The following is a 13,677-nucleotide window of genomic DNA, read 5'->3' as shown; positions in this document are numbered from 1 at the left end:
AGGAACCAGCACATGCACTCCAGACCCGCACGCCGCACCGCGCGGCGGATGTGGACCGCCGTCGCGGCGGCCCTGGCACTGCCGCTCACGATGCTCGGCACCGGCACGACCACCGCACAGGCGGCGGCGGTTCAGTGCAGCGTCGACTACAAGACCAACGACTGGGGCTCCGGCTTCACGGCGGATCTGACGATCACCAACCGCGGCTCCGACGCCATCAGCGGCTGGACCCTGACGTACGCCTACACCGGAAACCAGTCCCTCACCAACGGCTGGAACGGCACCTGGTCGCAGTCCGGCAAGACGGTCACCGCGAAGAACGCCTCCTGGAACGGGACGATCGCCGCCGGGGCCGCCGTCACCACCGGCGCGCAGTTCACGTACAGCGGCACCAACACCGCGCCCGCCTCCTTCGCCGTGAACGGCACGACCTGCGCCGGCGCGCACCGGCCGCCGGTCACCGTGCTGACGTCCCCCACCGCGGGCGCCGTCTACACACAGGGCGACCCGGTCCCGCTGGCCGCCACCGCCGCGGCGGCGGACAACGCCACCGTCAGCAAGGTCGAGTTCTACGACGACACGACCCTGCTGGGCACGGACACCAGCTCCCCGTACACGCTCTCCACCAGCTCGCTGACGGCCGGCAGCCACTCCCTGGTCGCGAAGGCGTACGACAGTCTCGGCGCCTCGGCGGACTCCACGCCGGTCGGCATCACTGTGGCCTCCGGGCCCGCCGTCGTCGCCTCGCCGGCCCAACTCGGTGTCCAGCAGGGCAAGTCCGGGACGTTCGACGTGAAGCTGTCGACGCAGCCGAATGCGAACGTCACGGTCTCCGTGGCCCGTACCGACGGGAACACGGGTCTGTCCGTGACGGGCGGCTCCTCGCTCACCTTCACGCCGTCCAACTGGAACACGGCGCAGAAGGTGACCGTCACCGCCGACTCCTCGGGCACCGGTTCGGCGACCTTCACGGCGTCCGCGACCGGCCACACCAAGGCGACGGTCACCGTGACACAGCTGGCCGCGGCCAAGGAGTACGACGCCCGGTTCCTCGAGCTGTACGGCAAGATCACCGATCCGGCGAACGGCTACTTCTCCCCCGAGGGCATCCCCTACCACTCGGTCGAGACGCTGATCGTCGAGGCTCCGGACCACGGGCACGAGACGACGTCGGAGGCGTACAGCTACCTGATCTGGCTGCAGGCCATGTACGGCAAGGTCACGGGCGACTGGTCCAAGTTCAACGCCGCGTGGACGATCATGGAGAAGTACATGATCCCCACGCACGCCGACCAGCCGACGAACTCCTTCTACAACGCGTCCAAGCCGGCGACGTACGCCCCCGAGCACGACACTCCGAACGAGTACCCGGCCAAGCTCGACAGCGGAGTCCCGGTCGGTTCGGACCCGATCGCCGGCGAGCTGAAGAGCGCGTACGGCACGGACGACATCTACGGCATGCACTGGCTCCAGGACGTCGACAACGTCTACGGCTACGGCAACGAACCCGGCAAGTGCGAGGCGGGCCCCACGGCCACCGGACCCTCGTACATCAACACCTTCCAGCGCGGACCGCAGGAGTCCGTCTTCGAGACGATCCCGCAGCCGACCTGCGACGCGTTCAAGTACGGCGGCCCCAACGGCTATCTGGACCTGTTCACCGGGGACGCCTCCTACGCCAAGCAGTGGAAGTTCACCAACGCACCCGACGCCGACGCACGCGCCGTGCAGGCGGCCTACTGGGCCGACGTCTGGGCCAAGGAGCAGGGCAAGAGCGGCGAGGTGTCGGCGACCGTCGGCAAGGCCGCCAAGATGGGCGACTACCTGCGCTACTCCATGTACGACAAGTACTTCAAGAAGATCGGCAACTGCGTGGGGCCGTCGGCGTGCCCGGCCGGCACCGGCAAGGACGCCTCGCACTACCTGATGTCCTGGTACTACGCCTGGGGCGGCGCCACCGACACCTCGGCGGGCTGGGCCTGGCGCATCGGTTCCAGCCACACCCACGGCGGCTACCAGAACCCCCTGGCCGCCTACGCCCTCAGCTCGAACGCCGACCTGAAGCCCAAGTCGGCGACCGGGCAGGCGGACTGGGCCAAGTCGCTCGACCGGCAGCTGGAGTTCTACCGCTGGCTGCAGTCGGACGAGGGCGCCATCGCGGGCGGCGCGACCAACAGCTGGGGCGGCCGGTACGCCACCCCGCCGACCGGGACGCCCACCTTCTACGGCATGTACTACGACGAGAAGCCCGTGTACCACGACCCGCCGTCCAACCAGTGGTTCGGCTTCCAGGCGTGGTCCATGGAACGCGTCGCCGAGTACTACCAGCAGACGGGTGACGCGGACGCCAAGGCCGTGCTCGACAAGTGGGTCGACTGGGCCCTGTCCGAGACGACCGTCAACCCGGACGGCACCTTCCAGGTCCCGTCCACGCTGAAGTGGTCCGGCAAGCCCGACACCTGGAGCGCGTCCAGCCCGGGCGCCAACAGCGGGCTGCACGTCACCGTCGCCGACTACACGAACGACGTCGGAGTGGCGGCCGCCTACGCCAAGACCCTGACGTACTACGCCGACCGGTCCGGTGACACCGAGGCGAAGACGACGGCGAAGGCCCTGCTCGACGGCATGTGGGAGCACGACCAGGACGCCCTCGGTGTGGCCGTCCCGGAGACCCGCGCCGACTACAACCGCTTCGACGACGGCGTGTACGTCCCGAGCGGCTGGACCGGCAAGATGCCGAACGGCGACACGGTCAACTCCTCGTCGACCTTCGCCTCGATCAGGTCGTTCTACAAGAACGACCCGGCCTGGTCGAAGATCGAGAGCTATCTCGCGGGCGGCGCCGCCCCCGTCTTCACGTACCACCGGTTCTGGGCCCAGGCGGACATCGCACTCGCCATGGGCTCGTACGCGGAGCTCCTCGAATAGCCCCGCTCGCTCCGCGTACCGAGGCCCCGCCGCCCGTCCCACGGCCGGCGGGGCCAGGGCCGGGCGGGTCCCTCGCCGCACCGAGGGACCGCCCGGCCTTCGCGTCTTTCCACGTACCTCGTCCCCCGGGGAGGACCCCACCGTGCGAAGAACCCGCATCCTCACGGCCGTACTGGCCCTGGCCGCCGGTCTGCCGGCCGGCAGTCCGCCGGCCATGGCGGCCGAGGCCCCGGCGCGGAGGGCCGCCGCCGACACCTACACCTGGAAGAACGTCCGCGTCGACGGCGGCGGCTTCGTCCCCGGCATCGTCTTCAACCGCTCCGAGAAGAACCTCGCCTACGCCCGCACCGACATCGGCGGCGCCTACCGGTGGGTGCAGTCGTCGAAGACCTGGACACCGCTGCTCGACTCGGTCGGCTGGGACGACTGGGGGCACACCGGAGTCGTCAGCCTCGCCTCCGACCCCGTCGACCCGGACCGGGTGTACGCGGCGGTCGGCACGTACACCAACGGCTGGGACCCGGGGAACGGCGCCGTCCTGCGCTCCGCCGACCGCGGGGCGAGCTGGCGGAAGGCGGACCTCCCCTTCAAGCTCGGCGGCAACATGCCCGGCCGCGGGATGGGTGAGCGCCTCGCCGTGGACCCCAACCGCAACAGCGTGCTGTACCTGGGGGCGCCCAGCGGCAAGGGCCTGTGGCGGTCGACGGACTCGGGGGTGAGCTGGTCCCAGGTCGCGGACTTCCCGAACGCCGGCACCTACGTCCAGGACCCGGCCGACACGAGCGGCTACGCCGGCGACAACCAGGGCGTCGTGTGGGTCACCTTCGACGAGTCCACGGGGTCGGCCGGGCACACCACGCAGTCCGTGTACGTCGGGGTCGCCGACAAGGACAACGCGGTGTACCGCTCGACGGACGGCGGCGCCACCTGGTCGCGCCTGCCGGGGCAGCCCACCGGGTACCTCGCCCACAAGGGCGTCCTCGACGCCGGGAACGGCTACCTCTACCTCGCCTACAGCGACACGGGCGGCCCGTACGACGGCGGCAAGGGGCGGCTGTGGCGGTACGCCACCGGGACGGGGACGTGGACGGACATCAGTCCGGTGGCGGAGGCCGACACGTACTACGGCTTCAGCGGGCTGACCGTCGACCGGCAGCACCCCGGCACGGTGATGGCCACGGCGTACAGCTCCTGGTGGCCGGACACGCAGATCTTCCGCTCCACGGACCGCGGCGGCACCTGGACGAAGGCCTGGGAATACACCGCCTACCCGGAGCGCTCGAACCGCTACACGATGGACGTCTCGTCCGCGCCCTGGCTCTCCTGGGGCGCCAGTCCCGCCCCGCCCGAACAGGCCCCGAAACTCGGCTGGATGACCGAGTCGCTGGAGATCGACCCCTTCGACTCCGACCGGATGATGTACGGCACCGGTGCCACGGTCTACGGCACCGAGGACCTGACCGACTGGGACCACGGGGAGAAGTTCACGATCACTCCGATGGTCCGGGGACTGGAGGAGACCGCGGTCAACGACCTCGCCGCTCCCCCGTCCGGCGAGGCCCGGCTGTTCAGCGCGCTCGGCGACATCGGGGGCTTCCGGCACACGGACCTCGGCAAGGTGCCGCCGATGATGTACACCTCGCCGAACTTCACGACGACCACGAGCCTGGACTACGCGGAGACCGACCCGGGGACGGTGGTGCGCGTCGGTGACCTGGACTCCGGACCGCACGTGGCGTTCTCCACGGACAACGGCGCCCACTGGTCCGCGGGCACGGACCCTTCGGGGGTGAGCGGCGGCGGGACGGTCGCGGCGGCCGCCGACGGCAGCCGCTTCGTGTGGAGCCCGCAGGGCACCGGGGTGCGGTACACGACCGGGTTCGGCACCTCCTGGTCCGCGTCGAGCGGCATCCCGGCGGGCGCGGTCGTCGAGTCGGACCGGGTGGACCCGAAGACGTTCTACGGCTTCAAGTCGGGCCGTTTCTACGTGAGTTCGGACGGCGGCGCCACGTTCACCGCCTCGTCCGCGACCGGTCTGCCCGCCGGTGACAGCGTGCGCTTCAAGGCGCTCCCCGGCACGAAGGGGGACATCTGGCTGGCGGGCGGCGCGAGTGACGGCCCGTACGGCCTGTGGCACTCGACCGACGGCGGCGGCACGTTCACCAGGCTGGCCGGGGTGGATGAGGCCGACGCGATCGGCTTCGGGAAGGCGGCGCCGGACGCCTCGTACCAGACGCTGTACACGAGCGCGAAGATCGGCGGCGTGCGCGGTGTCTTCCGCTCCACGGACAAGGGCGCGAGCTGGACCCGCGTCAACGACGACGCCCACCAGTGGGGCTGGACCGGAGCCGCCATCACCGGCGACCCGCGGGTGTACGGGCGGGTGTACGTGTCGACGAACGGGCGGGGGATCGTCTACGGGGACGTCGCCGGTACGGGGGACGGTGGCGGCCCCGGTCCGGAACCGGCGGCCGACTGCTCGGTGACGTATCGCGTCACCAACCAGTGGGCGGGCGGTTTCCAGGCCGACGTGACGCTCGCCAACACGGGTACCACCGCCTGGAACGGCTGGTCGCTCGGCTGGACCTTCCCGGACGGCCAGCGGATCACCCAGATGTGGAACGCCGACCCGGCCCGGTCCGGCCCGGCGGTCACGGCGAGGAACCTCCCCTGGAACGCCCGCGTGGCCCCGGGCGCCGCGGTGAGCCTCGGCTTCACGGGGACCTGGTCCACCACGAACACGAAACCGACGTCGTTCCGGGTGGGAGAGGGGGTGTGCGGGGCGGGCTGATCCGGGGGGACCACCACCCCGTGGGCGGGCTCCAGGTGGGCGTGACGCTCACGGAGGGCCGGATCGGACCCATTCCCAAAGCCTTCCGGCACGTAGTCACACGGCTACTCGGGAGCCTCGCCCGTGACGGGCGGGGCTCTTGCCACACCTGGTTTGTGGCCCTCCTCACAGACCCGTCGGTAGACCTTGCTGCCCGCCGGACCGCTGGTCAGGCTGCCGCCAACCCGGTGCGAGACTCTGGAGGTCGCGGTGGTGTGTCCGAAGTGCCAGTCGCCGAACGTGCGGCGGCTGCGCGGGTATTGGGAGGATCTTCCGGCGGAGTCGCCGAACCGGCGGCGGTACGCGCCTCCGAACGCGCCGAAAGGGCAGCCCATGGTGGCCCTCGTCGCGGTCGTCGTGGGGATCGCGCTGGCGGTGTCGGGCGACGTTCTGCCCGGGCTGGTCGTCGCGGCGGCGGGCCTGTTGTGGGGTGCGGCGATGCGGCGGCGGTCGACGCGCTACCAGGGGTCGCTGACCACGTACGACGCTTCCCGCATCTGCCTCGCCGAGTACTACGTGTTCGCGTGACCGGCCGCACGACGCCCCCGCGGCCTCTCCGGCACCGACGGTACGGGGACCACCGGCGCCGGAGGGGTAACTGGGCGAGTGTGCACACTATTTGATGGTGCCGGTCCAGTTCGGCTCGTCGCCGAAGGCGTCGTCGCTCTTCATCCACGCGTCGTCCATGCGGGCCACCTCGACGACGACTTCCTTGCCGTCGGCCTTGGGCAGCGAGTACTCGCCGGTGTAGGTGCCGGAGCGACTCGGGGCGAGGCGGCCGGCCATCTGCTTGGACCCCTTCTCGACGTAGATGAACTTGGTCTCCCCGCCGGTGGTGGCACCTTGGGGGTTGAAGCCCCACGAGTCGAGGTCGACGGGCTTGCTCGTGCCGTTCTCGACGGTCCACGTGACGCGGAACGCGGTCTCGTCGGCGTCCGGCCGGTCATCGAATTCGCCGAAAGCGGTGACCTTGGCGATGCGGTCGACGGTGACCTTGACCCCGTCGGTGTAGCGGAACGTGTCGCCGACGGCGAGTTCGGTGTCGGGCTTGTCGTCTTCGGTCGGCTCGTCCGCCGCATCCTTCTCGTCGTCGGTCTTCGTGCCTCCACCACTGCTGTCGGCCTTCGTCTGGCTGCCGGCACGTTCGGCTGTGCCCTGGTCACTGTCGCCGCAAGCGGAGACGAGCGGGAGGAGCATCGCAGCCAGGACGACTGCGGCTCGGAATCGGATGTGCACATTCCCCCCTGAGAAGTTGAACGACGAATGGAGGACTCGTGAAGACCGGACATGGTTGTGCTGAAAGCGCCAGGTGTTTCGGGAACTGCGGTCGACCACGACGCGAGGGTGTGGACGCTGACCAGGCCGCGGGGCGAGCCTCTCCACCTGGCGGGCGGTCAGCGGCGGCGCGGTGAGGGTGGTGAGTCCAGCGGCGCCGAGCGCGCCGCAGGCGACTGCGGTCAGGAAGACGCGGGTGCGGGAGACCGCGCGTCTGTGCGTGCAGTGCGGTTGCGGGTGCCTCACGTTGGTTCCTCCAGAGGGGAACAGAGGGGTTCTGTTCCCCTCAGTCGCCCCCGGCGAGAGCGGAGTTGCCGTACCGGGCGGCCAGTACGCGGACGGTGTGCGCGATACGGTCACGCAGCTCCGCCGGCTCCAGCACCTCGATGTCCGTGCCGAGGCCTAGGAACTCGTCGTGGGCCCGCTCGACGGACTCGACGGGGACGACAGCGCGCACCCAACCGCCCTGCTCAGGGCGGCCGTTGACCTCGACCGCGCGGGCCGCCGGGCCGGACAGCCGGGCTGCGGCGCCCGGTGCCAGCCGGACCACCGCCTCTCCCTGGCGCAGCCTTTGGTGGAAGTCCCGCTGGTACGCCGTCCAGTAGGCCGCCAGGTCGAAGTCCTCGGGACGGGTGAACTCCTCCTCCGACGAGGTCAGTTCGAGGATCTGGTCGACGCGGAACGTCCGCGGTCCGGGTCCGGCGACCACGTACCAGCGGCCGGCCTTCAGGACCAGGCCGTACGGTTCCAGGCGCCGCTCCACGTCGGTGGGCGCGCGCCAGCGCCGGTAGCGGACGTGCAGGACCCGGCTGTTCCACACCGCGTCGGCGACGGCCGGCAGGTAAGGGGTCGCGTCGCCGTCGGCGTACCAGCCGGGCGCGTCCAGGTGGAAGCGGCCCCCGACCCGGTCGGCGTGCTCGCGCAGCTCCGGCGGCAGAGCGGCCCGCACCTTCAGCTGGGCGGCGGCCAGGACCGAGCCGAGGCCCAGTTCGGCGGCGGGGCCCGGAACGCCCGCCAGGAAGAGGGCCTCGGCCTCGTCGGCGTTGAGGCCCGTGAGGCGGGTGCGGTAGCCGTCGAGGAGCCGGTAGCCGCCCGCGTGACCCGCGTCCCCGTAGAGCGGGACACCGGCGGCGTGCAGCGCCTCCACGTCCCGGTAGACGGTGCGCACCGAGACCTCCAGCCGCTCGGCGAGTTCGGCCGCCGTCATCCGCCCCCGGGTCTGGAGCAGGAGCAGGATCGACACGAGGCGCGCTGACTTCACCCGTGAAGAATCCCAGATCCGTACGGGCTCCACTGACAGGAGGTGTCAGGGAAGGCGTCCTAGCTTCGCCCCATGACATCCAGCGACAGCCCGACCGCCCCCGCCGTGCCCGTTCCCGCGCACACGCCCGCCCCGACGGCCACCGCGAATTTCTCCGAGAAACTGCTGACCGTGCTGCCCCCGGTCGAGGTGGCCGGGCGGTGGATCAAGCGCTACCACGTCACCGCCGACCCGGCGGGCATCGCGCCCGACGTGCGGCGCGCGGCGTACGCGATGCTGCCGCGGCTGCTCCCGGAGGCGGACGGCACCCCGCCCGCGACGTTCGTCGTGCTGCACCGGGGCGGTGACGACGGCGCGTACCTCAACGCGTACAGCTGGGTGTGGGACAACGTCCTGCACTTCCGCGGGGCGGCGGCCGGCCAGCCGGTGCTCGGCTGCCCCGACCGCGACCCGGCGCACTTCGTCACCCTGGAACGCCCCTGGATCGGCTGCGTGTGGGAGCTGCCGCCGGTCCTGCACGAGCGCGACGCGTGGGTGCGGCACGTACTGGCGCCCGGCTCCCCCGACCTCGGCGCCTACCTGGCGGACTCGCTCCCCGAGGGCACCACGGGAGACCGCCGATGAGCAGCCCGCACGACTTCGACTTCCTGCACGGCACGTGGGACGTCGCCCACCGCCGGCGCACCGACTTCCTCGACCCCGGCAGCGACTGGGAGGAGTTCCGGGCAATGGGCCGCTGCTGGAGCCTGTTCGGCGGGGCCGCGAACATCGACGAGATGAAGGTGCCGGACCAGGGCTGGACCGGGCTCACACTGCGGCTCTTCGAGCCGGAGAGCGGGCAATGGTCGCTGCACTGGTCGTCCAGCCGAAGCGGCCGGCTGTTCCCGCCGGTGGTCGGCGGGTTCACCGAGGGCCTGGGCACGTTCCACGGGGACGACACGCACGACGGCAGGGACGTACGTGTGCGGTACCTGTGGTCGGGCATCTCGCCCACCACGGCCCGCTGGGAGCAGGCCTTCTCCGTCGACCACGAAGAGACCTGGCTGACCAACTGGGTCATGGACTTCGCCCCGCGAGCAGTTCCCTAGGCGAGCGGCGACGGGACACCGGGGCGGGAGCCGTGCCGCCGCTCAGCGTGCGCCGTGGGCGGCGGCCAGCGCCTCCACCCTGAGGGCGAGATCGAAGTCGAGCGCCGTGACCGCGCCGCCGACGCTGTGCGTGTTCACGGTGAGGGAGACGGTGTCGTAGCCGAGGGTGAGGTCCGAGTGATGGTCGAGCTCCTCCTGCACCTGCGCGATGTGCACGACCATCGCGGTCGCCGCGAAGTGCGAACCGAGCCGGTAGGAGCGGGCGATCCGGTCCCCCTCCAGCGACCAGCCCGGCAGCTCCGCCAGACGGTCCTCGATCTCCTGCTGCGACAGCGGCTCGACGGCCATGACCTGGGTCCTTCCTCACGGCGGGGGTGCGCACGGGCTGCGGCCAGCGTGCCACAGGGAGCCGGTCCGGACCCGGTCCCGGCCGCCCGGACACGCCAGGCACCCCAGGCATCCGGCCCCGCCGGCCCCGGAACCGCCCAGCCGCCTCCGCCACCCCGCCCCGCCCTCGGTTACGGTCCTCCCATGACCCGAGTCGCCTCCGGTGCCGTCCCGCTCCCGACCGCTCCTCCCGGCAAGGGCGTCGGCCCCCTGCTGCGCGGCTGGCGGGAGCAGCGGCGGGTGAGCCAGCTGGAGCTGGCGCTCCGGGCGGGCTCCTCGGCCCGCCACATCAGCTTCGTCGAGACCGGCCGCTCGCGCCCCAGCGAGGAGATGGTCCTGCGTCTCGCGGAGCACCTCGACGTCCCCGTCCGCGAGCGCAACGCCCTTCTGCTGGCGGCCGGTTACGCGCCGCACTACCCGGAGACCCCGCTCGGCGACCCGGCGATGGACGCGCTGCGCCAGGGCATGGAGCGCCTGATCCAGGGTTACGAGCCGTATCCGGCGCTCGTGGTCGACGCCACGTACACCGTCCTCGCCGCCAACCGCGGCATCACCATGCTGCTCGACGGCGTTCCCGGCTTCCTCCTCGAACCCCCGCTGAACGCGATGCGGCTCACCCTGCACCCGCAAGGGCTGGCTCCCCGCATCCGGAACCTTCGCGAGTGGCGGGGCCATCTGCTCGCGCAGATGGAGCGCCAGATCGCCCTGCACCGCTCGGACGCGCTGCGCGCGCTGTACGAGGAGGTGGCGGCCCACCCGGTGCCGGAGCGGGCGGCCGATGACGAGAGCGCCGAGCCGGTCGCCCACTTCGCGCTGCCGATGCGGATCGAGCACGAGGGGCGGGTGCTGTCGTTCATCTCGTCCATCTCGACGTTCAACACCCCGATGGACGTGACCGTCGCCGAGCTGGCCATCGAGACGTTCCTCCCGGCCGACCCGGCCACCGCCAAGTACCTTCACGAGATGCATTTCTGACGCTCCGTCGGTCCACGTGTGTGACAGGTGCGATGCGTACGCACCCGTGAGTGTTCCGGGGGAACATGACACACTGCCCGGGTACTTCGGCGCGTGGGGAGGCGTGGCGTGAGTGAGCGGCGGGCGGCGCCCACCGTGGGGCAGGTGATCCTGGGGCGGCGGCTCCAGGAGTTGCGGGAGGCCGCGGGCCTGCGGCGCGAGGAAGCGGCGCGCGTGCTGCGCGTGGCCCCGGCGACGGTGCGGCGCATGGAGATGGCGGAGGTCGCGCTCAAGATCCCGTACGTCCAGGTGCTGTTGTCGACCTACGGGGTGCCCGACGACGAGGTCGCGGCGTTCGTCGCGCTGACCGAGGAGGCGAACCAGGCGGGCTGGTGGCAGCGGTTCCACGACGTGCTGCCGGACTGGTTCAGCATGCACATCAGCCTGGAGGGCGCCGCCCGGATGATCCGGTCCTACGAGCCGCACTTCGTGCCGGGGCTGCTCCAGACCGAGGAGTACGCGCGCGCCGTGATGGAGGCGGGGACCGTCGGACAGAGGGACCCCGCGGCGGTCGAGCGGCATGTCACTCTGCGCATGACCCGGCAGAAGCTGCTCACCCGCGAACAGCCGCCCCGCTTCTGGGTGATCATGGACGAGACGGTGCTGCGGCGCCCGGTGAGCACGCGCGCGCAGGTCATGCGCGACCAGATCGACCGGCTGCTGGAGGCGACCGAGAACGACGTCGTCACGCTCCAGATCGCCGAGTACGCGGACGGCCCGCACCCGGGGACGTACACGTCGTTCACGCTGTTCCGTTTCGCGGAACCGGAGTTGCCCGACATGGTCTACAGCGAGTACCTGACCGGCGCCCTGTATCTCGACTCGCGCCAGGAGGTCGCCCTGCACCTGGAGGTGCTGGACCACATGTCGGCGCGGGCGGCCTCCGCCGAGCGGACCAAGTCGCTCCTGCGGGAGTACCGCGAGAACTTCTGAGCCCGCCCGGCCGCTCGGCAGGCGCTCAGCCCGTGCCCGGACCGCCGTCCTTGCCGTCCCGGCCGCTGCGGTCGCCGCGGTCGTCGTCGACGATCTCGGCGTCCACCACGCCCTCCTCGTCCGCCGGTGCGGACCCGTCGGCTCGCGGCTCCTGCGGGGGCGACTGCCTGGCCTGCTCGTACATGGCCTGGCCCATCCGCTGGCTGACGGCGGCCAGCTTCTCGATGCCGGCCCGCAGGGCGGCGGTGTCGGCGGGGTCGTCGAGGAGGGCCTTGAGTCCGGTGATCGCCGAACCGACCTCCGTCCTGGTGTCGGCGGGTACGCGCTCCTCGTTCTCGCGGAGGAACTTCTCGGTCTGGTAGACGAGTTGCTCGGCCTGGTTGCGGGTCTCGGCTGCCTCGCGGCGCCTGCGGTCCTCGTCGGCGTACTGCTCGGCCTCGCGCATCATGCGGTCGATGTCGTCCTTGGGCAGCGCCGAGCCGCCCGTCACCGTCATCTTCTGCTCGCGGCCCGTGGCGAGGTCCTTGGCGGAGACATGCATGATGCCGTTGGCGTCGATGTCGAAGGCGACCTCGATCTGCGGGACGCCGCGGGGCGCGGGCGGCAGCCCCGTCAGGTCGAACACGCCCAGCTTCTTGTTGTAGGCGGCGATCTCCCGCTCGCCCTGGAAGACCTGGATGCCGACCGAGGGCTGGTTGTCGACGGCCGTCGTGAAGATCTCCGAACGCCGCGTGGGAATGGTGGTGTTGCGCTCGATCAGCTTGGTCATGATGCCGCCCTTGGTCTCGATCCCGAGGGACAGCGGGGTGACGTCGAGCAGCAGGACGTCCTTGACGTCACCGCGGATGACGCCCGCCTGCAGGGCCGCGCCGACGGCCACGACCTCGTCGGGGTTGACGCCCTTGTGCGGGTCCCTGCCGGTGAGTTCCCTCACCAGGTCGGTCACGGCGGGCATCCGCGTGGAGCCGCCGACCAGGATGACGTGGTCGACGGCGGACAGCTTCACACCGGCGTCCTTCACGGCCTGGTGGAAGGGGGTCCGGCAGCGGTCGAGCAGGTCGGCGGTCAGTTCCTGGAAGCGGGCCCGCGTCAGCTTCTCGTCCAGGTGCAGCGGTCCCTCCGCGGAGGCCGTGATGTACGGCAGGGAGATCGTCGTCTCCAAGGAGCTGGACAGCTCGATCTTGGCCTTCTCCGCGCCCTCGCGCAGGCGTTGCAGCGCCATCTTGTCCTGCCCGAGATCGACGCCGTACGCGCCCTTGAAGCCCTTGACGAGGTGTTCGACGATCCGCTGGTCCCAGTCGTCACCGCCCAGCCGGGTGTCGCCGTTGGTGGCCTTGACCTCGATGACGCCGTCCCCGATCTCCAGGAGCGAGACGTCGAAGGTGCCGCCGCCCAGGTCGAAGACGAGGACGGTCTGCTCCTCGCCCCGGTCGAGCCCGTACGCGAGGGCGGCGGCCGTCGGTTCGTTGATGATCCGCAGCACGGTGAGGCCCGCGATCTCGCCGGCCTCCTTGGTCGCCTGGCGCTGGGCGTCGTCGAAGTAGGCGGGCACGGTGATCACGGCTTCCGCGACGTCCTCGCCGAGGTAGGACTCCGCGTCCCGCTTCAGCTTCTGCAGGACCCGCGCGGAGAGTTCCTGCGCGCGGTAGCGGGTGCCGTCGACGTCGCCCCGGTCGGGGAAGCGCCAGGCGGTGTCGCCCATGTGGCGCTTGACCGAACGCGCGGTCCGCTCCACGTTCGTGACGGCCTGCCGTTTGGCCACCTCACCGACGAGGACCTCGCCGTTCTTCGCGAAGGCCACCACGCTGGGGGTGGTGCGCGCACCCTCGGCGTTGGCGACGACGGTGGCATCACCGCCCTCCAGGACGGCCACCACCGAGTTCGTCGTACCGAGATCGATCCCGACCGCACGTGCCATGTCCGTCCCCTTCCGACCGGCCGCTACCCGCCTCCAGCACAAA

Annotated in this window: 11 protein-coding genes; 7 read left to right on the top strand and 4 right to left on the bottom strand. The window is 71.1% G+C overall.

Going from position 1 to position 13,677, the window contains the following annotated elements:
- The first annotated feature begins 12 nt into the window (after positions 1 to 12).
- From ACZ4VA_RS27235 to ACZ4VA_RS27225, 3 genes are all read left to right on the top strand, one after another.
- Positions 13 to 2,928: a glycoside hydrolase family 48 protein gene (locus ACZ4VA_RS27235; RefSeq protein ID WP_356174995.1), complete on the top strand. Its 2,916-nt coding sequence runs from the start codon at positions 13 to 15 to the stop codon at positions 2,926 to 2,928.
- Positions 2,929 to 3,070: 142 nt separating this feature from the next.
- Positions 3,071 to 5,719, top strand: coding sequence for a cellulose binding domain-containing protein (locus ACZ4VA_RS27230; RefSeq protein ID WP_468082794.1), 2,649 nt, complete (start codon positions 3,071 to 3,073; stop codon positions 5,717 to 5,719).
- A gap of 372 nt (positions 5,720 to 6,091) precedes the next feature.
- Complete coding sequence (locus ACZ4VA_RS27225) at positions 6,092 to 6,286, top strand: hypothetical protein (RefSeq protein ID WP_355780777.1); 195 nt, start codon at positions 6,092 to 6,094, stop codon at positions 6,284 to 6,286.
- Between the two features lie 87 nt (positions 6,287 to 6,373).
- Here the strand turns inward: ACZ4VA_RS27225 and ACZ4VA_RS27220 are convergent, their stop codons facing one another.
- Together ACZ4VA_RS27220 and ACZ4VA_RS27215 are read right to left on the bottom strand one after the other, a co-directional pair.
- Positions 6,374 to 6,994, bottom strand: coding sequence for a hypothetical protein (locus ACZ4VA_RS27220; RefSeq protein WP_356174986.1), 621 nt, complete (start codon positions 6,992 to 6,994; stop codon positions 6,374 to 6,376).
- Between the two features lie 325 nt (positions 6,995 to 7,319).
- On the bottom strand, positions 7,320 to 8,294 hold the full coding sequence (locus ACZ4VA_RS27215) for a helix-turn-helix transcriptional regulator (RefSeq protein ID WP_389391687.1): 975 nt from the start codon (positions 8,292 to 8,294) through the stop codon (positions 7,320 to 7,322).
- Positions 8,295 to 8,465: 171 nt separating this feature from the next.
- On the opposite strand from ACZ4VA_RS27215, the gene ACZ4VA_RS27210 reads away from it, so the two are divergent.
- Positions 8,466 to 8,918 (top strand): hypothetical protein, encoded by a 453-nt coding sequence (locus ACZ4VA_RS27210; RefSeq protein WP_356175013.1) that lies wholly within the window; start codon positions 8,466 to 8,468, stop codon positions 8,916 to 8,918.
- Positions 8,915 to 9,382, top strand: a complete 468-nt coding sequence (locus ACZ4VA_RS27205) for a hypothetical protein (protein ID WP_355782512.1) — start codon at positions 8,915 to 8,917, stop codon at positions 9,380 to 9,382. Before ACZ4VA_RS27210 ends, ACZ4VA_RS27205 begins: the two co-directional genes overlap by 4 nt.
- A gap of 42 nt (positions 9,383 to 9,424) precedes the next feature.
- Here the strand turns inward: ACZ4VA_RS27205 and ACZ4VA_RS27200 are convergent, their stop codons facing one another.
- A complete protein-coding gene (locus tag ACZ4VA_RS27200) occupies positions 9,425 to 9,730 on the bottom strand; it encodes a 4a-hydroxytetrahydrobiopterin dehydratase (RefSeq protein ID WP_356237857.1) in 306 nt (101 codons plus the stop codon).
- A 183-nt stretch (positions 9,731 to 9,913) separates the two neighbouring features.
- Here ACZ4VA_RS27200 and ACZ4VA_RS27195 point away from each other — a divergent pair, with 183 nt between their 5' ends.
- Positions 9,914 to 10,744: a helix-turn-helix domain-containing protein gene (locus ACZ4VA_RS27195; protein ID WP_355782518.1), complete on the top strand. Its 831-nt coding sequence runs from the start codon at positions 9,914 to 9,916 to the stop codon at positions 10,742 to 10,744.
- Between the two features lie 108 nt (positions 10,745 to 10,852).
- Positions 10,853 to 11,716, top strand: coding sequence for a helix-turn-helix domain-containing protein (locus ACZ4VA_RS27190; protein WP_468082791.1), 864 nt, complete (start codon positions 10,853 to 10,855; stop codon positions 11,714 to 11,716).
- A 25-nt stretch (positions 11,717 to 11,741) separates the two neighbouring features.
- Here ACZ4VA_RS27190 and dnaK read toward each other — a convergent pair whose 3' ends face one another.
- The gene (gene dnaK, locus ACZ4VA_RS27185) at positions 11,742 to 13,634 is read right to left on the bottom strand and encodes a molecular chaperone DnaK (RefSeq protein WP_389391690.1); all 1,893 of its coding nucleotides are present in this window, start codon (positions 13,632 to 13,634) and stop codon (positions 11,742 to 11,744) included.
- Positions 13,635 to 13,677 lie beyond the last annotated feature (43 nt).

This window comes from Streptomyces sp. NPDC028308, from assembly GCF_055565855.1.
This window is presented reverse-complemented; position numbering and strand designations above follow the sequence as displayed.

Bases quoted from the DNA above. Each gene is read 5' to 3' on its own strand.
- ACZ4VA_RS27225 (WP_355780777.1), top strand. From the start codon at position 6,092: ATGGTGGCCCTCGTCGCGGTCGTCGTGGGGATCGCGCTGGCGGTGTCG.
- dnaK (WP_389391690.1), bottom strand. From the start codon at position 13,634: ATGGCACGTGCGGTCGGGATCGATCTCGGTACGACGAACTCGGTGGTG.
- ACZ4VA_RS27235 (WP_356174995.1), top strand. From the start codon at position 13: ATGCACTCCAGACCCGCACGCCGCACCGCGCGGCGGATGTGGACCGCC.
- ACZ4VA_RS27195 (WP_355782518.1), top strand. From the start codon at position 9,914: ATGACCCGAGTCGCCTCCGGTGCCGTCCCGCTCCCGACCGCTCCTCCC.
- ACZ4VA_RS27200 (WP_356237857.1), bottom strand. From the start codon at position 9,730: ATGGCCGTCGAGCCGCTGTCGCAGCAGGAGATCGAGGACCGTCTGGCG.
- ACZ4VA_RS27205 (WP_355782512.1), top strand. From the start codon at position 8,915: ATGAGCAGCCCGCACGACTTCGACTTCCTGCACGGCACGTGGGACGTC.